This is a genomic window from Streptomyces sp. NPDC037273, from assembly GCF_055603625.1.
On sequence record NZ_JBVJVO010000004.1, the window covers coordinates 314,317 to 334,490 of the forward strand.

A 20,174-nucleotide genomic window follows, 5' to 3' on the forward strand; every position below is an offset into this window, starting at 1 on the left:
GGGTTTCGCGAGCCTCTGCGTTCGCCGGACTCGATGCCGGGCCGAGCGGTGTGCGTGACGAGCCGGTCACGCTGCCACGCACCATCGAGGTCGCGGCTTCGGCCAGGACGGCGACGGCCCCGATGACGGCTGTGATCCGCTGTCCGGAGATGAGGCAGTGATGATGGCGGGGGCGGACACCGGAATCGGGGCGTTGCCCGAGGCGCTCCCCGTACGAGGGCCTCTTCGGCAGCGGGTGACATCCGTCGGTGCTGAGGCCAGGGACCGGGCTGGCCACGGCGGATGTGCGGCCCGCATCGGATCTCGTCTTGGCCGGTGCTCTCGGCCGGGCTGCGAGGTGGCGGGTGCCCGTGCATGCTGGTTTTTGTGGCGGTGAGTATCGGGCCCGCCGGGCCGGCCGTCCTGGATGAGGGTGTGCATGCCGGTGTGGGGTGAAGGGGAAGCGTACGAGCCCTACATCGGGCGGTGGAGCCGGCAGGTGGCGGTGGAGTGCGTCCGCCGGCTGAACGTTGCGGAGGGCAGCGACTGGCGGGACATCGGCTGCGGGACGGGTGCCGTCACCCGAGCGGTCCTGGACGTGGCTGACGCCCAGCGGGTGGTGGGAGTCGAGCCGTCCGACAGCTACGTCCGGTACGCCCGGCAGCACGTCACGGATTGCCGGGCCCAGTTCGTACGCGGCGATGCGATGAGGCTGCCGTTCCCGGATGGCCGGGCGTCGGTGGCCATCAGCGGCCTGGTCCTCAACTTCGTCCCTGCTCCCGAGCGGGCCGTCGCAGAGATGGCCCGCATCGTGCGCCCGGGCGGCACGCTCGCCGCGTACCTCTGGGACTACACCCAGGGGGGCATGGAACTCATCCGCTACTTCTGGGAAGCCGCCGTCTCCCTGGACGAGGGCAGCCGGGAGCTGGACGAGGCCCTGCGGTTCCCTCTGTGCGCGCCCGGTCCGTTGGACGAGTTGCTGCGAGCGGCCGGCCTGGCGGACGTGGAAGTCGACGAGATCAACATCCCCACACGCTTCAGGGATTTCGACGACTACTGGGCCCCGTTCCTGGGCGGGCAAGGGCCTGCCCCGTCCTACCTCGCTTCACTGCCGCCGAAGGGACAGGACGCGTTGCGCGAGCGTCTGCGCTCTCGCGTACCCATCGAGGACGACGGCTCGATCGCCCTCACCGCTCGCGCCTGGAACGGCTGTGGAAGACGTCCGAGCCGCTGACGTCAGGTTACGGGCCTCATGCTCCCTGGCGTACCCAGGGCGGGGCGGGTCAGCCCTGTGCCTTGATGTGGTCGATGACGGTGGTGAAGGCTCCGGTGGGTGAGAAGTCCACGTATTCGCAGTCCTCGAGTGCCACGGGGGCGTGCCCGGGCGGCCAGTAGAAGGCCTGACCCGCTTCGTAGATGTCCTCCCCGTCCTTCGTCACCATCTTCAGCCGCCCTTTGAGCATGTAGCCCCAGTGAGGGCAGGCGCAGAGGCCGTCGGGCAGGCCGGTCAGGGCTGGTCTCATATCGGTGCCCTGCGGAAACCGGACGAAGGCCACGGACAGGTCTTCGCTGATCGCTTGCGTACGGAGTTCGACGCCTCCGCCTTCGATCACGACCGGTGTGTCTTCCCGCGTCGTCGCCGTCATGGCCGTCTCCATTCGCTGGGCTACGGGGAGGGTCCTTCTTCCAGGCTGGCCCCGGCGGCCGGATCGTGCCACGTCGGCGTGGCCGGTCGGTCCGGGCGGGTCGGCCCTGGGGCGGGCGTGTTCGAGCTGGGCTGCTAGGTGGAGGAGGGTTGCCTCGTCGCCGACGCGGCCGAGGAAGTGGACGCCGATGGGTAGGCCGATGCCGGACCAGTACAGGGGTACGGACCACGGCGGGGGCGCCGGTGATGTTGGCGACGACGGCGGGGAAGGCGACGAAGGGGGCGCTCCGCTCGGCGGCGCGTAGTGGTTCGTCCTCTGTCGAGGTCATCTCGACCAGGAGGAGCGGTGGTTGGGCCAGAGTCGGCTTCGACTACGACAATTCTGCCGGGGCGGGAAGGAAGGGAGGAGCTGGCACAGTACCGTCACCTGACCGCTCAAGCCGAGGTCGTGCTCGCGGGCTCAGGGCGACTGTTGTGGAAGTCGGCCCCACCCATGTGGAACTGCGCCTTTCCGGGCCAAAAGTCACCGGACATCTGGCCGGGCTGCACCTCGTTGTCAAAGATCAGTCCCGCCCGGAGCCCCTGGGTGATCGAGTCGGAGACCAGGGCGATGGATCAAGTGGTGGTGGACCTTCGTCGCCCGCACCGACGAGGAGATCCGCCAGGCGAGGGAGGTCTGGATGACGGGCTCCCGCTTCGGCGAGGTGAAGGGGTACGACGGCGGACGCCCGGCGGGTGTGCTTCCCGTGTGTGCTCGTGTGTGAGCAGGCAGGTCTGGTCAGCTGAAAGCTGACCTTTTGCTGACTTTCCTGACGGGGGGCAGTCGTGCCCCGACAGCATGTTGCGGGGTGTCTTGCCCAACCGGAGGGCGACGCGGGCATGTCGGGTCAGCTCCCGGGAGTGGGCTCCGGTGCCACGAGTACGCATCGGGTGCCGGTGTAGATGGTCGGCATGCAGCGATTGCAGTGGACACACAGGGACCTGTTGCTCGTTCCGGCGGTGTAGCGGTTGAGCAGGTCGGGCTCGCGCAGCAAGGCGCGACCCATGGCCACGAAGTCGAAGCCCTCGGACATGGCCTGCCTCGCGGTGGCGAGGTCGGCGATGCCGCCCAGCAGGATCAGCGGCAGGTCCAGCGCGGCGCGGAACTGGCGGGCCGACTCCAGCAAGTACGCCTCCTGGTAGGGGTACTCGATCAGGAAGTGCCGGCCGAACGCCCGTGTGGCCAGCCGCTGTGGCAGGGGCAAGGTGTCGGCGAACTGCCGTAGTGGCGCCTTGCCGCGGAAGAGGTACATCGGGTTGAGCAGGGAGCTGCCCGCAGTGAGCTCCAGCGCGTCGACCGTACCGTCGTCCTGGAGCCAGCGGGCGAGCTGCAGACTCTCGTCCAGCCAGATGCCACCGGGGACGCCGTCGTCCATGTTCAGCTTGGCCGTGACGGCGATGCGGTCGCCGACCGCGTCGCGCACCGCGCGGGCGGCACCGCGGACGACCGCCGCCCGGTTGGCGAGGCTGCCGCCGAACCGGTCCCGACGGCGGTTGAGCCTGGGGCTGAGGAACGCGCTGGCGAAGTAGTTGTGCCCCAGGTGGATCTCCACGGCGGGGTGTACCGTGCCCCCGCTCGCTCATGCCGGGTCAGGCCTTCTCCGGCACGTACGCGGGGACCACGCAGTGGTCAAGGGCGAGGGTCGGGCTGGAGAGCTTCCAGGATGATCGAGGCGTACGTGTGCCGGAGGACGTGGAGGCCGTTCTTGCGGGATGCCTCCGGCCCTCCCTGTCTGCGATGCCCCACGTGGTAGCCGACAGCGTAAACGTCCACTCGCCGGATTCTCCCCAGGGGCGGCCCGTTCGTGGCGACGCTTGCGCTGCTGACGCGACGTCATCGGGCGCATGAGGCGGCTACGCGCCGTGGCTGAGAGGGACGCCCCGGCGGCGGAGCCAGGTGCGGATCGGCTTCGAGCTGTGGCCTTTGTCGCCCAGGACGTGATCGGGCCGGACCCGGGGCGCCCGGGGCGCCCGGGGCGGGCCGCCTGAGTGGTGCGGAGCATCCGGTGGCTCGACGAGGCATACCCAGCCGACGCCCTGTTCGACGCGCACCGCGACGATCCCGAGTCCGGTCAGCGCTTCCTCCTCGACGAGGTCGGCGCCGCCGGTGAGGCGATGGCGGAGCGGACCGCCTGGCGGACCTGCCGGGGCAACGGCTGGTGGAGTGCCTTCGGTAGAGGCCTGCCCCCGCCGGCCCGTGCGGCACACGACTCGGCGGGCCGGCTCGCGGCGAGGTGTCAACGAGACGGGCAACGGGATGCGTCAGTAGGCCAGGACGACGCAACCGTTCGCCCCGGGGAGGCTTTCGGTGTGCTGGTGGGCAAGGCCGTTCGCGGAGCCCGATCCGCCCGCTCCGCCGCCGCCCGCACCGGCTTCGCAGCTGCTGGGTGGCACGGCCCCGGGTGCGCCGCCGGTGCCTCCCGCTCGGGTATCGGCGTTCGCCGCGGCGCCTGCCTGTCCCGTGTAGAGGTCGGGGAAGCTGCCGACGCACCAGCTCATTCCGCGATCGCCTCCCGCGCCTCCGGTGCCGGGAAAGGCGTTCGCGCTGTGGTGCCCGCCGGCGCCGCCCTGCGCACTCGCTCCGCCGGCCGTGTCGTTGACCGTGACGGCGGAGTTCCCGCCGGAGGCGCCGTCCCGGTCCAATCCACTGGCCGGCCCGCCGACGCCGCCGGCGGCGACGGTGATGGTGATCCTGTCGCCGGGCCTGACGGGCAGGAAACAGGAGGAACTCGCTCCGCCGCCTCCGCCACCGCCGCCTGGCCGGGACGTGCCGTCCCCGAACGCGGGGCCGGATCCAACGCCGGCGCCCCCACCGCCCCCACCGGTCAGGCTCACCGCGACATAGGTCACGTCGTCGGGCACCGTGACGGTGTAGGTTCCCGGCGTGCTGTAGGTCCGCGTCTCAAGGGCGTGGGCGGGAGCGGCGGCGGCCAGGGACTGCAGTGCCCCGGCCACCACCAGGAGACCCACAACCCCCGCTCGCGTACGGCAGGTGGAACGAGAGCGGGACCGGCGCCGCGCGCTGGGGATAGCGACCATATGCAGTACGTCTCCTTGCGTATCCGCCCTGTCAGCCGAGGCCACACCGTAGGGCTCCAGGGCTCGGCCGGGCGGAGTTCAAGGACCGGTTCACCCGTATGGGCTTTCTGCGATCCCCTGATGGCCTCCACCTTGAACGTGGCGGACCTGACGGCCTGACGCCCACAGGGCGGCGTCCATTTCCCTGGTGATCACGGAGTTCTCGGCGGCGAGGCCGCGTCTCGAACCGCCATGCCATCGGATGACACGGCTCGGCCAGACGAGTGACAGCAGCCGCCGCGAGCAGTTGCCGGCGGAACCGGTGTTCCAAGATCAGTGCCGTTGCCGAATCCGGCGGCAGCTGCCCTTTACCGCGTCTGCCGTGCGATCGGATCGACCACGGCTGTTTGAGGAGTCTCACCCCATGCGTTCACGCGTCATCGCCGTCACGGCCGCCGCGCTCGCGGCCACCGCGACACTCGCGCAACCCGCCCACGCCGCCCCGCTCGTCGACGGGGTCTACCGGTTCGCGGCTCTCACGGACGGCAAGTGTCTGGTCTGGCCCAAGTCGCACGCGAGTGTCGGAGTGGTGTCGCTGGGCGACTGCGCGGAGACCGCGTTCACCTCGGCGAACTGGCAGGTGCTGCGACGCCCCGACGGAATGATGGAAGTCTCCCCGTCGGGCTCGAACCCGCGCACCTGCCTGAAGGTGACGTCGTACCACGGCGTGTCGGTCACCGACTGCGGTGACAGGTACGCCGAGTGGACCGTCTCCTACGGCTCCGACGGGCCCGGCAGCGTGGTGTGGGCCGACATCGAGCACACACCCGGCGACTTCTCCCCCTCGTTCGGAAAGATCGTGGACGATCCCGGCGTGAACGGCCGGATCGTGGTGAGGCACGCCCCCATCGAACCGCACTACTGGGCATTGCAGCCGGCCGGATAGCAGTCGTCCGCGGGCACGATGGACTTCTGAGAGGGGGCGTGTTGCGGCGGTTGCCCAGCGCCAGTGGGCCGGCACCGCCGGGCGGATCGAGAACAGCCAGGTGGGCGCCTTCCTCGCCTGCGCCTCCAAGCAGAGGGCGGGGACAACCGATCGTCGTTTCCACCTGCCCGAACACCCATGGAGGGTCTCCGAGCGGCCCGCAGGCCGGAGTAACCGAGGACGTCGTTCTCACGACCAAGCCCTCGTCTCGCTGTGCAGATGATCGAGCAGGCGTGGCACGCCGGAGTGAGCACCTCATGGTTGACCGGGGACGAGGTCCCTCGTCAGGACCCCGGCCTGCGGGCCGGGCTGGAGGCCCGTGAGGTCCGCAATGTGCTGGCGGTCTCCTGCGCGACCAGAGTGCGGATCAACCAGGGCCGCACAGCGGTCCGCGTGGACGGGGCCGCCCTTCGCCTGCCCGTCTCGGCCTGGCACCGGCAGGCGACGGCCCACCCGCAACCGGCGCGGACCGCTGAGAACCTGCCGCCGTAGTGCCTTGCCTTGGCGGCGAGCGAGGCGGACGTGCTCGCCGGCCCCTGCCGCCGCCGCTACCCTGTCGGCAGAACCCTGCCTGGCCGCCAGCATGCCCACGGCCCACCCCACCCGGGCGACCAAGTCGACCACGGGCGCCCGAGGACCGGACCCCCCTGGGGCATCGGTCGGGACCCGACTCCCCAGGTCTCGTCCGCTCTGTCAGCGGCCTCACCGGTGCCGGGCCGGACTCGGGCCGACGGAGTGATCCATTCTGCGGCCGGCCGCCCGAGCCGGCGGAGGCCGTCCGGACGACTTCCGCAGGGGCTGGAGTGTCATCCTCATTGGCGTATCGATCGTCTGGTACCAGTCGACAATGTGGCCCTCACGAGCCCGTTCGATCCCAGCTGCCCCGGTCGCGTCCATCGGCAGACCCTGATGCGCCGGTACCGCTCCCTCGCCGGGCGGCACGCCCGCCCTGTCACCGCCCGATGCGCCGTCCGGCCCGACGACCACCTCACCGTCTCCGCGGTAAGCCGCCGGAGCGTGACCCGCCGACGGCCGCCTTGCGTCTCCAGGCGTGCCCTCGGGCCCCCAGCGAGGCTGCGTTGATCGCCATCCGGCACACACCTGCCGTTGCTTCCGATGCCCCCACCAGCCCCGTGAAAGGACCCCGTCGTGACCCAACCCGAGACCTCCGACTTCGCACACAAACTCCGTACGAACTACCGCGCGCTGATCCCGAACGCGGGTGCTCCGGATCCCGTGGCGGACGTCAGGGAGGTCCTCGTACCGGCCCGGTCGCCTGAACGAACCGTCCCGGTGCGGGCCTACCGGTCCTCCAGCGAGGCAGAGGAGGCGCTGCCCGTCGTCGTGTTCGTGCACGGCGGCGGATTCGTCTCGGGGGACCTGGACACCCACGACGTCCTCACCCGTGCCATCGCCGGCCGGGCAGGTGCCTTGGTGCTGTCCGTCGACTACCGCCTGGCCCCCGAGCACCCGTTTCCCGCGGGCGTCGACGACGTCGCGGCCGTGCTGGACTGGGCCGCCGAGCACGCCGGCTCCCTCGGCGGCGACCCCTCCCGCATCGCGGTGAGCGGAGACAGCGCCGGCGGCAACCTCGCGGCCTCGGCAGCCATGATCGCCCGCGACCGGGGTGGCCCCGACCTCAGCGCCCAGCTGCTCATGTACCCCTCCCTGAGCAATAAGATGGACACCCCGTCGTTGGACTCCTACGGCGTCGCGGACACCCATTTTCCCAACCGCACCATCCACGGCCTCGGGCTCGCCGCGTACGTTCCCGACGGCACCAGCCCCTTCGATCCGCTCGTCGCACCCCTGTGGGGCGAGCACGGCGGCCTCCCGCCCACGCTGATCCTGGTCGGCGGGCACGACCCGCTGCGCGACGAATGCACGGACTACGCGGCTGCGCTCGAATCGGCCGGCGTCGCGGCCCGGTGCCGGGTCTACCCGGGCGAGGAGCACGGCTTCATCCAGTTCTTCAAGGACCGTGCCGCCCATCCGCGGGGCGAGGAGGCACTCCAAGACGCCGTCGCCTTCCTGACGGAGAACCTGTCAATGCGTCAGTAGGCTCTCCCCGGCACGGCCGCGGACCGGGCGACACCGGTGGGACCGCGCCGAGGGCCACGACGCACAACGCTCCTGTGCCGCCGCGGAAGGTGGTCGACATCTCAACCGGTCCCCCCCAGAAGCCTCGTTGGTTCCGCGCTTCCCTGCCCCTGCCGCGCTCGAACTGGCGCTGTGCCCTGGACGGGCGCCTCGGCGTCTTCCGCTACCGAATGCGAACTGCTGAGGCGGTCCTCCTGTGGACCCGCCCGGTTCGACAGTGTGTCCGAGCGCATACTGATCTTGTTTCTGACGACCTTTGGGAGCAGGTGGCTCCTGGCGCCGAGTGCGGGACTGGACCGAGGCCGGAGTCTGGCCCCGTCTGCCCGCTGCCCTACGCACCGCACTGCGCCGCGCGGACTCACTGAGCCAGGACGACCGTGCCGTCGACGGCACGCATGTCCGGGCCCTCAAAGGAGGGGACCACATCGTCCCCTCGCCGGTCGACCGCGCCCGCTCCGGCTCCAAGCACCACCTGATCGTCGACCGCCACGGAACCCCGCTGGCCGTCACGCCCACCGGCGGCAACCCCCACGACGTCACCCAACTTCTCCCGTTGTCGGACGCTGTCCCACCGATCCGGGGTCTGCGTGGACGTCCTCGCCACAAGTCCCGGCGCCTGCACGCCGACCGTGGCTACGACTTCGACCGGTACCGCCGCCTGCTGTGGAGGCGCGGAACTGAACCACTGATCGCCCGACGCGGCGTCGCCCACGGTTCCGGGCTGGGCAAGGTTCGGTGGGTGGTAGAGCGTGCGTTCGCCTGGCTGCACCAGTTCACGCGACTCCGCACCCGCTACGAGCGACCCGCCGACCTTCATCAGGGCCTGCTCGAACTCGCCTGCAGCATCATCTGTCTCCGACGGCTCCGAGCAGCAATCCGAAACGATCAGTACGTCACACTGGAGTACTAGACGCTTAGGTGCGTGCCGATCTTCAAGAACATCTGGACCAGGGGGACCTGGGGGACGGCCGGGGAGATGATCTGGGAGGCGTAGTGGACGATCACCAGGTCGAGGGCGGGGCTGATGAAGAGGCGCTGGCCGTGGATGCCGCTGGCCATGAAGGAGCCGTACGGGTCGTTCGGGATCCACCACAGGTCGTGGTACGAGAGCGTGGCGGGCGCGTCGGGCGGTGCGGCGGGGAAGCGCACGCGGTGGGGGTAGCCGTCCGGGACGCCGGAGACGATGGTGGAGGCGACCGCCTCGGGGACGATCTGGCGGCCGCCGATCGCGCCGCCGCAGCGGATCATCTCGCCGAGCCGGGCCAGGTCGCGGGCGGTGGCGCTGAATCCGCCGCAGGCAGCCTCGGCGCCTTCGGAGTCGAGGAGGTAGTACGCGTCTTCCTCGGCGCCGATGCGGGACCAGATCATCTCGGACAGCAGGGATGAGGTAGTGGTGCCGGTGACGCGGCGCAGGACCTCGGCGAGGGCCTCGACGTTGCCGTTCTCGTAGCGGAATTCGATGCCCGGATCGGCGGTCGCCCGGGCGGTGGCGAGGTGTTCGCGGATCGTGGCCGGCCCGGTGTAGCCGTAGGGGCGCAGTTGGGGAGCGAGGACGGCGAAGTAGCGCTGCGCTTCGAGTGCCTTGTCGTACGGGCGGCCCGCGTAGCTCATCTGCGTGCCCATGTGGAGGAGGTGGTCGACCTGGGCGTCCCCGAAGGCGGTGCCGGCGAGCTCGGGGACGATCTTGGCGACCTGCATGCCGCGGTCGAGCTGCCCTTCGTGGGCGAGGACCGCGGCGACGAGGCCGAGGTAGGACTTGGCGGCCGAGGCGTTGAAGTGCGGGACATGAGGCTCGTACCCGTGGAGGTACTCCTCGTGCACGAGCACGCCGCGGTGCATGACCAGCAGGGCGTCGGTCTCGGCCCGGGAGAGCAGCTCTGTGAGCGTGAGGGATTCACCTTGTGGCCCCGTGAACGCGAGGCCGTCGAGGACCCCGGCCGTCGCGGCGGGGAGTGGGGACGCACCGCCGGAGCCTCGCCAGACACGGCGGCTCGGAACGAGTTCCCGACCCGAGGTGGTGTGCCGTCGAGCCCAGGTTGGATCGGTGTATCCCCGCGCCCACACGAGGTCGGCCAGTGAGGGAATGCCTGTCATGCGTCCGCTCCGCTCTTTCGGTCGTGCGCCTACTGGACTCGATACCGTACACAGTGTCTGGTATCTCGGCCAGGTGTGTCAGGCGGGGAGGGTGCGGCCGCGCGGTTCAGGGAGTGAGGTCGAGGGCCCCCGGGGCGTCAGACGGGGCCAGCCCGGTGGCCCAGATGCGACCGTAGACCGACAGGTCGCGCAGATGGGCGGTGATTTCGGCGGCGCTGTAGCCGGTGTCGTTCTCCACCCACCAGGTGAGCAGGGCGATGAGTTCGCCGGTCCAGGCCCGGGCGACGACGTCGAGGGGGATGCGCGGTGTCACCGCGAGCTGCTCGGCCCGCGCGCGGAAGGCGGCCTCCGCGTGGGTGCGGATGAGGTCGGCGAACTCACGCAGGGCTCGTCCGTCGCCCTCGCCCCGCAGGATGACCTGGTAGACGGACTTCTCCTGTTCGGCGTGTTCGAAGATGTACTTCACCGGCAGGCCGGTGAACCCCTCGGCATGCGCCTGCCGGACGGCCGGCAGGAGGCGGTCCCGGTCCTCTGCGAGGTCGCGGACGATGCCGACGAGGAGGTCCTCCTTGTCGCGGTAGTGCGCGTAGAAGGTGGCCCGGCCCACGTCGGCGCGCTCGGTGATCTCCTCAACCGTGACGGCGTGGAACCCCTTGTCCAGGACGAGTTCGACCAGGGCCTGGCGCAGTGCGGCCCGCGTCCTGCGGACGCGGCGGTCTCCCGCGGGCTTCATGTCCACTTCGTTTCCTTCTCTCCGAACCGTTGACCTGACCCTAACGCTGCCTTTACGTTGCCGCACACCAAGCTTGCTACTGGACACACTGTTCGGAAACTCTGGAGGTGCGATGAATCTCGGGCGGTACGTACGCCGGACTGCCGGCCACCAACCCGAAGCCGAGGCCGTGGTCTGCGGACCCGTCCGGCTGACCTACGCGCAACTCGACGACCACAGCGACCGGCTCGCGACGGCCCTGGGTGCCCTCGGCCTGAGCCGGGGTGACCGCGTGGCGACCCTCGCCGGCAACCGCGCGGAACTGGTCGTCACGGAGGTGGCCCTCTACAAGGCCGGCCTGGCCCGGGCGCCGATCAACGCCAGGCTCGGCACCGCCGAGGTGGCCCACCTGCTCACGGAGTCGGACGCGCGGGTGCTGTTGACGGACGCCGCCCATCTGGACATCGCCCGCGCGGCGGTGCCGGGCACGGGGGTGAAGACCGTCCTCGGTTACGACGGCCCGAGCGATCTCGGCCCGGGCTACACCGAGACCCTCGCGGGCACCGAGCCGGAACCCGTCGAGACGGAGTGCGACGAGGGCGACATCGCCGTGCTGCACTTCACCTCGGGCTCCACCGGCAAGCTCAAGGCCGCGGTCCAGACGTACGGCAACCGGCTCGCCCTGATGCGCAAGTCCGTGATGAGCGCCGACACGAGGGTCGGCCCGGGTGACCGGCAGATCCTCGCCGGGCCGGTCACCCACGCCTCGGGCATGCCACTGATGGGCATCTTCTTCGCCGGCGGCTGCGCGGTCGTGCTGCCCCGCTGGGACGCCGAGGAGTTCCTCGCCACCGTCCAGCGCGAGCGCGCCACCCACGCCTTCGTCGTACCGACGATGGTCAACACCGTCCTCGCGCTGCCGAACGCCCGCGACCACGACCTCTCCACCCTGCGCCAGCTGATCTACGGTGCCGCGCCGATGTCACCGGCCCGGATCAGGGCCGCGTGGGACCTCTTCGGCCCTGTCCTGTCCCAGGGGTACGGCTGCGGCGAGACAACTTCCGGCGTGCTGTTCCTCTCCACGGAGGACCACCGGCGGGCGATCGCGGGCGAGGACGAGGAGCTGCTGCTGTCCTGCGGCCGCCCGCTCGCCGAGGCCGAGGTCGCCATCGTCGACGACCACGGACAGCCCGTGCCCGACGGGGAGATCGGCGAGATCGCCGTCCGCGGACCCGACGTCGTCCCCGGCTACCACAACGAGCCGGCCCTCACGGTGGAGACCTTCCGGGACGGCTGGTTCCTCACCGGCGACCTGGCCCGCCGCCGTTCCGACGGCTACGTCTTCATCGTCGACCGCAAGAAGGACATGATCGTCTCCGGCGGGTTCAACATCTACGCCGTCGAGGTCGAGTCCGTCCTGCACCAGCATCCCGATGTCTACGAGGCCGCCGTCGTCGGCGTCCCGGACGAGCAGTGGGGAGAAGCCGTCAAGGCGGTCGTCGTGACACGCAACGGAGCCACGCTCACGGAAGCCGACCTCACCGACTTCTGTGCCGAGCACCTGGCCCGCATGAAGAAGCCCCGCTCGGTCGACTTCGTCGCCGCCCTGCCCCACAACCCCAACGGCAAGATCGACCGCCGCGCCATCCGCGACCGCTACTGGGCGGGCGCCGAGCGCCGCGTCAACTGAACAGGACCCCCGCCATGCCCTTCACCCTCGAACCCTCCTACGACGACAACCCGCGCCTCCAAGACCTCGTCGCTCGGCTGCGTGCCTACCTGCGTGACGAACTCATTCCATACGAGCGCGAGCACGGCATCACCGCGGAGACCAAGCTCGACCGCACCACCCTCGAACACGTCTGGAAGCGCAGTGCCGAACTCGGCTTCTACGGCATCAGCCTGCCCCCCGAGCTCGGCGGCCAGGGGCTGAGCTTCTACGAACTGTGCGCCCTCAAGGAGGAGCTGACCGCCTCCGGTGCCGCGCTCTCCCACTCGGTGCTCGGCGACATGGGCGGTCCGCTGCGTGTCGGCGCGATCGTGAAGTACGCCACCGAGGAACAGCGGGAGCGCTACCTGATGCCCGTCGTCCGGGGCGAGCGGGCGTGCTGCTTCTCCATCACGGAGGAGGACGCGGGCTCCGACGTACGCCGCATGACGACTACCGCCACCCCGGACGGAGACACCTACGTCCTCGACGGCAAGAAGGTGTTCAGCTCCGCCGCCCCCTTCGCGGACTTCGCGATCGTCGTCGCACGCATGGCCGGCACCGAGGAGGCGTACAGCGCCTTCCTCGTCGACCTGGACACCCCGGGCTGCACGGTCCTCGACGGCGAAGTCCCCATGTCCGGACAGCAGATGGAGGGCGACCTCGTCTTCGAAGACTGCCGGATCCCCGCCCCGAACCTCCTCGGCGAGATCGGACAGGGCCTGCGCATCGGCATCGGCCGCATCACCCTCAACCGCCTGCTGCACTGCCCGTCCCTCATCGGCGCCGCACGCCGCGCCTGGGACCTGTCGGTGGAGTACGCCATGAACCGCGTCGTCTTCGGTCAGCCGCTCCTCGCTCACCAGGCCATCCATCACAAGATCGCCGAGATGGCCACCGAGATCTACGCCGCCCGCGCGATGGTGATGACCACCGCCGCGAAGGCCGACCGGGGCGACAACGTCTCCGTCGAGGCCAACATGTGCAAGCTCTTCACCTCCGAGGCGGCCTTCCGCGTTGCCGACCAGGCCGTCCAGATCCACGGCAAAGCCGGACTGACCCGGGGCAACGAGGTCGAGCAGATCTTCCGCAGCCTGCGGATGTTCCGGATCGTCACCGGAACCACCGAGATCCACAAGAACGCCATCGCCAAGGGCCTGATCTGACCCACCCCTTGGTTCCCAGGGCGGTGCCGCGGGCCCCCGCTTCGGCGAGCGGGCCCGCGGCCTCGGGGGACAACCGCCCACCCGTACGGCCCCCTGCTCCACCCGCATCCGCAGGAGTCGCCCCATGGCACCCCGTCCCGCCACCCCGCAGTCCCGGCACATCGCCACCCCGGCAGCCGACCGTCGCAGAGCCTGGCTGATCATGGCGATGATCGTGGCCTTCATGATCGTCAACTTCGCCGACAAGTCGGTCCTCGGTCTCGCCGCCGTTCCGATCATGGAGGAACTCGGCCTCAGCAACAGCACCTACGGCCTGATCTCCAGCTCCTTCTCCTTCCTGTTCAGCGTCTCCGGACTCCTCGTCGGCTTTCTCTCCACGCGGATATCCAGCCGGGTCCTGTTGTTCGTCATGACCGTGGTGTGGGCCGTGGCCCAGCTCCCGGTCCTCGTGGTGGCCTCGGTCCCGACCCTGATGGCCGGCCGCATCCTGCTCGGCGCCGCCGAGGGCCCGGCGGCCTCCATGTCCATGCACGCCCTGTACAAATGGTTCCCGCCCGAGCGCCGCGCCCTGCCCTCGGCCCTCCAGATCGGCGGCGCGGCCCTGGGCACGCTGATCGCGGCACCCTTGGTCACCTGGCTGATCGACGGCTTCGGCTGGCGCTCGGCCTACGCCGTCCTCGCGGTCGTCAGCGCCTGCTGGGCGCTGGTCTGGTGGCGCGTGGGCCACGACGGCCCGTACGACCACAAGCACACGGCCACCGGTTCCGGCGGGCTTCGGCTGCCGTACCGCAGGATCCTGCTGACCGGCACCGTGCTCGGCAGCATCGCCAGCGCCTTCGGAGCGGCGTGGGCCCTGTCCCTCAGCCATGCCTGGCTGCCCGCCTACCTCAGGACGCAGCTCGACATGTCGGCGGCGGCCTCCGCGACCGCCATCAGCGCCATCTCCGGCTTCGGCCTCGTGCTGCTCCTCGCGGTCTCCCCATTCGTGGACGCGCTGAAATCCCGTGGCGTGAGCAGCCGTTGGTCCAGCGGTGCGGCGCAGAGCATCGCCGTGTGCGTGGCGGGGTGCGCGATGGCGGCGTTCCCGTTCGTCGACGCGTCCGGTCCGCGGCTCGTGCTGATCGCGCTGGCCTTCGGCGGCACCGCGATCGCCATCCCCCTCCACTACATGACCACGGCCGAGGTCGTCCCACCCGTCCAACGGGGCGCGGTCTTCGGCATCGTTGCCGGCATCGGGACCCTGCCCGGCCTCGTCGCGCCGTTTCTCACCGGCCACCTCATCGACACGGCCATCACCCCGGCCGACGGCTACACCACCGCCTTCCTCACCGCAGGCGCGGTGATGCTCACGGCCGGCGCCTTCGCGCTGGCAGTCCTCCGGCCGGACCGAGACGCACGACGCCTCGGCCTCGGAACCGGGTCTCGGCCGTTGGGGTAGGGCGTCTACGACCGGCATGGGGCCAGGGCCAGATCCAGGTCGGGGGCTCCGTGAGCATCCACGGCGCCAGGCAGCCCGCCCGCCCCGTCGACTCGGCCAGAACCCCTTACCGACGGTGGGCGGCCCCCGGACTCCAGCTGCCGGATTCGCGCTACCCAACGGCGCGCTTTCCTTTTCGGAGTCGGAATCGGCCCGCTGTCACTCACGGTGACTTACCCCGACATCGATGAGCCGCCCAAGGGGCGGCGAACTATGGCGAACGGGTTTGATGGCGTAGGTGTGAGGTGCTGCTGACAGCCACGTTCTCCCCAGCGCTTCCGGATCCCTAAAAAGGCCAGGTCAGAGGGCCTATGCAGGGAAGGGTGAGGAGATCACTCGCATCACTTCTCCCCAGCGCCCCGTATGGGTGGTTTGCGCGGCGATGTATGCGCAATCAGTGCGCGGCGCGTGTTTGAGACAGGTGCCCGCTACGGCCAGCCTCTCCGCTTGAAAATCACGTACAAACTGCCTCTTACCACCCCTATCAAGCCCCTGGCGAAGGGTACCTGAGGCCCCAGCGCAGCTCCGGCATGGAGTCGAAGTTCATGCCATAAATGGTTCCCACCAGTGTGGGAGCAAAGGGAACCGCCGCCCACGAGAAGATCTTCAAGAAGTCCTCGCCTTTATCGCGCTGACCTGCACGGATGGCTGTGCGAGGTGTGCTGGCCTGCGACTTTGCAGCTTTCCAAGGCTTTCATGATGACGCCGTATTAGCCGGTCGATTCTCCCCAGCCGCTCCCCAGGGCGCCTTCGTTCTCCCCAGATTCTCCCCAGCAGCAGCCAGATCGGGGTGACATCACCGCTGGTGAGCTGACTTCCTCGTGCCTGCGAGACCGCTACTCATCGTCATCGGCCCCGAGCGCGCGCGTGGGTCCTGGGCATGGAGGCCCCCGGGCCGGCAGGAGCAGGGTGGTCAGGGCCCAAGCGGCCCTACGATCTCAGGCACGCTGGCAGCTCGTACTGGCTGTACTCCGGTGTGGACCCGGCTGAATGCGCTCGCTGAGCGTCCGCGACGCGATCGAGCGAGTTCGTCGCCTTCGCGTTGGCTCTCTACGCGGACGATCTCGTCGAGGGCGAGCAGGTCCTACAGATTCCGTACGGTGAGGAACTCGTCTGGGGTGACGTACGTGCACTTCGCCGCAAAGGTCATGAGGCTGTCCGGGACGACCGAGGTCACGGTGCTCTGTCCAGTGGGATACGCCGGGCGGCGGCCGCGAACGCCCGTCATCGCGTTCGTCTGCAGCTCGATCGCCGTGGCAGGCGTGGTCTCGGTGCTGAACACGGCTGCCTGACTATCGCCCGGGACCCAGCGGTGGCACCCGCTCCTCGGGCTGCGGGTGCCGAGCGAACCAGCGGGCGACCGGTTCCGCCGACACCCCGTGCAGGACCACGCTGAGCAGGACCGTCGCTGCGGTCACGTTCACCACGAAGTCCGCTTCTCCCTTCGGGAGTTGGATGGAGGCAAGGACCGCGAAGACGATCGAGGTGACACCGCGTGGCCCGAGCCAGCCGATCGCGACGCGTTCGGGGCGGGTGAAATCGGTGCCGGTGAGCGACACCATCACCGGAACGAACCGGGCCACGGTCAGTACGAGGATCGCGTACGCGAGGACCTGGAGCGCGATCCCGTCGGCGAACGCCTCGGCGGCCAGCGCGCCGAAGGCGTACCAGGCCGCCAGGGCCAGCAGATGGCTGACGTCCTCCACCAGGGTCAGGGAGTCACTCCCGATCACGGAGACGGTGTTCGCATACCAGAGGCCCGCCACGAACGCCGCGACGAAGCCGTTGCCCTCGACCAGCACGGAAGCCGCGTACGTCAGGAACGGCAGGGCGAGCCCCGCCATGCGCAGGCTCGCGGGCTTGGCCCACCCGGACTCCAGCGCCCGGCGCACCACCTGGGAGGCCAGGAACCCGAGGACGCTGCCGATGATCGCCGCGTACACCGCGCCCTTGAGGGCGTTGAGGAGGAGGTCGCCGAACGTGTCGCCCTCGGCGGAGACCAGGTTGGCGACGCAGAAGACGAAGAGCGGCGAGATCAGTCCGTCGTTGAACCCGCCTTCGATGTTGAGCGCCGCTCGCACCCGCAGGGGTACGCGCTCGTCCCGGAGGATCATCAGGACCGGGGCGAGGTCCATGGGCATGACGACGAGCGCCGCGACTGCCAGGAGCCACCAGCTCCTCCCGGGGAAGACGAGGGCGCCCGCCAGGGTGGCGAGCAGGAGGGAGGCCGGCAGGGCGATCCCGAGGAGCCGCCCCTCTCCGACCGGACCCCGCAGCCGGGCGTATTCCCGCGCCTCGGTGGCATCCGTGAACAGCATGACCGCGAGGACGAGTTCGATGGCCCGCTGGAACGTGTGGGTGTCCACGTCGAGCGGCACGACCGGGTGGTCCTGTCCGCTGAGGAGAACGCCGGCCGCGGCGAAGGTGATCGGGGCGGTGATGCTCCACCGTGCCAGCCGGTCGGACACGACGGTCCACAGGAACAGCAGGGACAGCAGGACGAGGAGAGCGATCACGGCGACTCGCAGAGCGGGAGTGGGCAGAAGGCAGGACAAGGTGGGGTGACGCCGAAGCCGACGGTGACATCCTCACAGGTGATGGGTGATCGTCGGCCTCGGACACACCGCGTGCGCCGCTCTCGGCCCTGGGGCCGGGACGCCTGCTCTGTTCTCCTTGCCCCGGAGTGGAGTTCAGCGGCCCAGGTCCGACAGGACCGCCTTCGCCGCGTTCTCACCCGACGTGGCTGCGTCGGCGAGCGACGGCATGTCGAGCTGATAGTCGCCGGCCAGATGGATCGGCCCGAGAGGGTTGCGAAGTGTGGGCAGCGACTCACGTCCCCGGGGTGCCCAGAACGGCACCACACGGCGGTGGCGTCGTACGATCCCGTCGCCGAGTCTCTCTTCGAGCTGGGGGTAGACCGAGAGCAGATCCCTGGAGAAGCGGGCGACGATCTCCTCGTCGGAGAGGTCGAACAGCGCGTCGGCCGAAGCGCCGCCGGCGAAACACGCCAGCGCACCACCCGGCTTCCGCGGACCGTTCTTACGTAGCGCGGCGGCGTGGTTGAACATCGCCTGGAAGGACAGTTGCGGCGTGGACACGGCGAGGAGCCCGTCCCAGGGCTGAGGCCCCTCCTCTTCGGTGAAGAATCCGACGATCACGTACCGCCCGTAGCGGATGTCGCCGAACGCGTTGCGATGTGTCGTCGGAAGTCCGGGAAGGATCTGCAGCGCGATGTCGCTGGGAACCGAGACGATGGCGCGCTTCGCACGTATCCGTTTCGAGCGGCCGGCCGCGACGTAATCCACGACGACGCCGTCCCCGCTCTCCTCCACTGTCCGGACGGTCGCCCCGAGCCGAAGACGCTCGCCGAGGTCGGCGGCCAGGATGTCGGTCAAGGTCTGGTTGCCACCGGCCGGCAGGGCGAAGTTCGGCACCTTCGCCGGGTCCGTCAGAGCGAGTCCGATCGACACCACAAGCTGGGTCGCCGCCGTCTCCTCCGGCTCGCACCCCATCCACTGCCCTGACCACGAACGGACCATGGTCCGGGTCAGCTCGGAGCGGACACCGCGCAGGAGATCCGATGCGGGACGCGCGTCGAGCCCGGCGCGCACCTTCTTCGCGAGGCGGCTGTCCGATTCCAGGAACGGGGCCGCGGCAAGGATGCGGGCACCGACCATGGCCATGCCGACGCGATCCATGAAGCCCATGCGGGTGCGGAACATGAGGGCGAGTACGTCGGACGTGTCGACCAGTGCGCCGTTGAGAACAAGCGCCACGCTCGTGTCGGCCAGGGACCCCATCTCGATGTCGTGCCGATGGAGAGCGTCGATCAAGGGCCCGGTCCCCTCCGTGAACTGGGTGCCGACGTTGATCCAGTACTCGCCCTTCCGGACCGTCTCGACGCGTCCCCCCGACCGATCCGCCGCTTCGAGTACCACGACGTCCGCCCTGTCCGCGAGCGTCGTGGCCGCCATCAGGCCAGACATTCCCGCGCCGACGACCACGACGTCGCAGGTCTCCTCGTCACTGTCTTCCACTGCGGCCATGACTAGCGACTCCTTGTACCGTTCTTCACTGCGCTAAGAATGAAAGTCGACTCGTATTCGAGAATATGCGAGCAGGCGGCGCCAGTACACCCGGAGGACGTGTGGGCGTCACGTGGCGCGGAACCGTCCTGGTTCGACCTCCGCGACGCGGCCCGCGCCGACCAATCGGCTCAGGTGTTGCGCCGCGGTTCGGCGCTCGACCGGCAGCACGTGGGCGCCTTCGACGTGAGAGCCGTAGACCAGGCGGCGATCGGCCATCTCGTCGACGGTCCGGGGTTCGGAGAGGAACGTCAGGAGGGTCGCGTCGCGCTTCGCCATCACGCCGGCGAATGCGTCGAGGCGCTCCGAGAACTCGGTGGCACCTTCGATCACGCCCCGCTGGTGGGCCGTGCCGTACCACCGGGCGTCGATCGCCCTGCAGCGCCGCATGGACGCCTCGAAGTCGGTGAGGCTGCTGCCGACGTCTCCGTAATAGGGACCGAACGACGTCAGGTCGATGTCTGCCACGAAGAGGAATCCGTCCGGCTCGATCAGGAAACCGCAGTGGCCGGCCGTGTGGCCGGGCAGGTGCACGACCGTCACCGTGCGACCGCCGAGGTCGAACACGGTTCCGTCGGTGAACCCCGTCGCGTTGTTGCGGTCCCGGACGTGGAACTGGTCGCGGAGCATCGTCTCGGTCTGCTCAGTGGCTTCCGGTGGGAGGCCGTAGCCGGCGGCCATGACTCTGCGAGATCGCAGGGCGGCGAGGTCCTTCTCGTGGATACGGACGGGCACCTCGTAGCCGCCGAGGCCTGCGACGTGGTCCTCGTGTGCGTGGCTCACGAGGACTATGTCTGCGGGTGGTGCCGAGTCGACGAGCGACAGCGACGGGTCGATGACCAGTGTCTCGGCGCTGCCGCGTACGAGGATGGAGTTGGCGTACGGGTAGGCACCTCGCTCGGCGCCGATCAGTACGGTGACTCCGCCGAACTCCGCTTCTGTGTATCCCGTCGTGAGCAAAGTGGGCACTCCTTGTCCGCGAGTGGCGCAGTGATCGAAATGAGCAGGCGACCGGACCGCATGGCCGGCTGCGTCGCACCGAAGCGGTGGTACGCGTCGCGGTCGGATCGAGGGTGTCGGGCAAGGCCCTGCTTGAGGATCTTGCCGATCGACATCGTCCGCAGGGGCGGTCCGGAACCGCTGGCGCCCGCACCCGACGACACTCC

17 protein-coding genes and 2 pseudogenes are annotated in these 20,174 nt (G+C 69.7%); 9 read left to right on the forward strand and 10 right to left on the reverse strand.

Translation table 11 applies throughout. The annotated features are described in order from the left end of the window. The first annotated feature begins 418 nt into the window (after positions 1-418). Complete coding sequence (locus ACZ7G1_RS13640; RefSeq protein WP_470871302.1) at positions 419-1,213, forward strand: class I SAM-dependent methyltransferase; 795 nt, start codon at positions 419-421, stop codon at positions 1,211-1,213. A gap of 49 nt (positions 1,214-1,262) precedes the next feature. On the opposite strand, the gene ACZ7G1_RS13645 is transcribed toward ACZ7G1_RS13640, so the two are convergent. Then, entirely contained in the window at positions 1,263-1,625 is a 363-nt protein-coding gene (locus ACZ7G1_RS13645) for a cupin domain-containing protein (protein ID WP_470871300.1), read from the reverse strand. 640 nt (positions 1,626-2,265) lie between these two features. Here ACZ7G1_RS13645 and ACZ7G1_RS13650 point away from each other — a divergent pair. Beyond that, positions 2,266-2,388: pseudogene (locus tag ACZ7G1_RS13650) on the forward strand (pirin family protein); the annotation flags it as partial. Positions 2,389-2,511: 123 nt separating this feature from the next. Here ACZ7G1_RS13650 and ACZ7G1_RS13655 read toward each other — a convergent pair. Beyond that, positions 2,512-3,216 (reverse strand): oxidoreductase, encoded by a 705-nt coding sequence (locus ACZ7G1_RS13655; protein WP_470871298.1) that lies wholly within the window; start codon positions 3,214-3,216, stop codon positions 2,512-2,514. A 709-nt stretch (positions 3,217-3,925) separates the two neighbouring features. Continuing rightward, complete coding sequence (locus ACZ7G1_RS13660) at positions 3,926-4,618, reverse strand: glycine-rich domain-containing protein (RefSeq protein ID WP_470871296.1); 693 nt, start codon at positions 4,616-4,618, stop codon at positions 3,926-3,928. Positions 4,619-5,105: 487 nt separating this feature from the next. Here ACZ7G1_RS13660 and ACZ7G1_RS13665 point away from each other — a divergent pair, with 487 nt between their 5' ends. From ACZ7G1_RS13665 to ACZ7G1_RS13680, 4 genes are all read left to right on the forward strand, one after another. Continuing rightward, positions 5,106-5,627 carry a hypothetical protein gene (locus ACZ7G1_RS13665; protein ID WP_470871294.1) on the forward strand — a complete coding sequence of 174 codons (522 nt, stop codon included), beginning with the start codon at positions 5,106-5,108 and terminating at the stop codon, positions 5,625-5,627. A gap of 258 nt (positions 5,628-5,885) precedes the next feature. After that, complete coding sequence (locus tag ACZ7G1_RS13670; protein WP_470871292.1) at positions 5,886-6,158, forward strand: hypothetical protein; 273 nt, start codon at positions 5,886-5,888, stop codon at positions 6,156-6,158. Positions 6,159-6,815: 657 nt separating this feature from the next. Beyond that, a complete protein-coding gene (locus ACZ7G1_RS13675; RefSeq protein WP_470871290.1) occupies positions 6,816-7,727 on the forward strand; it encodes an alpha/beta hydrolase in 912 nt (303 codons plus the stop codon). 74 nt (positions 7,728-7,801) lie between these two features. Further along, a protein-coding gene (locus ACZ7G1_RS13680) for an IS5 family transposase (protein WP_470871288.1) occupies positions 7,802-8,676 on the forward strand; the annotation gives its coding sequence in 2 pieces (ribosomal slippage) (positions 7,802-8,018 and positions 8,018-8,676; 876 coding nt in all). Here the strand turns inward: ACZ7G1_RS13680 and ACZ7G1_RS13685 are convergent. Both ACZ7G1_RS13685 and ACZ7G1_RS13690 read right to left on the reverse strand, forming a co-directional pair. Beyond that, positions 8,673-9,860: a serine hydrolase domain-containing protein gene (locus ACZ7G1_RS13685; RefSeq protein ID WP_470871286.1), complete on the reverse strand. Its 1,188-nt coding sequence runs from the start codon at positions 9,858-9,860 to the stop codon at positions 8,673-8,675. The two genes, ACZ7G1_RS13680 and ACZ7G1_RS13685, sit on opposite strands and share 4 nt — an antisense overlap. A gap of 106 nt (positions 9,861-9,966) precedes the next feature. Continuing rightward, positions 9,967-10,593: a TetR/AcrR family transcriptional regulator gene (locus tag ACZ7G1_RS13690; protein WP_470871284.1), complete on the reverse strand. Its 627-nt coding sequence runs from the start codon at positions 10,591-10,593 to the stop codon at positions 9,967-9,969. A 112-nt stretch (positions 10,594-10,705) separates the two neighbouring features. Here ACZ7G1_RS13690 and ACZ7G1_RS13695 point away from each other — a divergent pair, with 112 nt between their 5' ends. From ACZ7G1_RS13695 to ACZ7G1_RS13705, 3 genes are all read left to right on the forward strand, one after another. Then, complete coding sequence (locus ACZ7G1_RS13695; RefSeq protein WP_470871282.1) at positions 10,706-12,262, forward strand: acyl-CoA synthetase; 1,557 nt, start codon at positions 10,706-10,708, stop codon at positions 12,260-12,262. 14 nt (positions 12,263-12,276) lie between these two features. Next, positions 12,277-13,446, forward strand: coding sequence for an acyl-CoA dehydrogenase family protein (locus ACZ7G1_RS13700; protein WP_470871280.1), 1,170 nt, complete (start codon positions 12,277-12,279; stop codon positions 13,444-13,446). Between the two features lie 124 nt (positions 13,447-13,570). Next, positions 13,571-14,884 carry an MFS transporter gene (locus ACZ7G1_RS13705; RefSeq protein ID WP_470871278.1) on the forward strand — a complete coding sequence of 438 codons (1,314 nt, stop codon included), beginning with the start codon at positions 13,571-13,573 and terminating at the stop codon, positions 14,882-14,884. A gap of 467 nt (positions 14,885-15,351) precedes the next feature. Here the strand turns inward: ACZ7G1_RS13705 and ACZ7G1_RS13710 are convergent. The 5 genes and pseudogenes from ACZ7G1_RS13710 to ACZ7G1_RS13730 all read right to left on the reverse strand — a co-directional run. After that, positions 15,352-15,536, reverse strand: a pseudogene (locus tag ACZ7G1_RS13710) (CorA family divalent cation transporter); the annotation flags it as partial. Between the two features lie 471 nt (positions 15,537-16,007). Beyond that, positions 16,008-16,205, reverse strand: coding sequence for a hypothetical protein (locus ACZ7G1_RS13715; RefSeq protein WP_470871276.1), 198 nt, complete (start codon positions 16,203-16,205; stop codon positions 16,008-16,010). Positions 16,206-16,215: 10 nt separating this feature from the next. Further along, positions 16,216-17,439: a cation:proton antiporter domain-containing protein gene (locus ACZ7G1_RS13720; RefSeq protein WP_385554689.1), complete on the reverse strand. Its 1,224-nt coding sequence runs from the start codon at positions 17,437-17,439 to the stop codon at positions 16,216-16,218. Between the two features lie 174 nt (positions 17,440-17,613). Then, positions 17,614-18,969, reverse strand: coding sequence for a flavin monoamine oxidase family protein (locus ACZ7G1_RS13725; RefSeq protein WP_470871273.1), 1,356 nt, complete (start codon positions 18,967-18,969; stop codon positions 17,614-17,616). A gap of 108 nt (positions 18,970-19,077) precedes the next feature. Beyond that, positions 19,078-19,968 (reverse strand): MBL fold metallo-hydrolase, encoded by an 891-nt coding sequence (locus ACZ7G1_RS13730; protein ID WP_471204113.1) that lies wholly within the window; start codon positions 19,966-19,968, stop codon positions 19,078-19,080. Between the last annotated feature and the right edge of the window lie 206 nt (positions 19,969-20,174).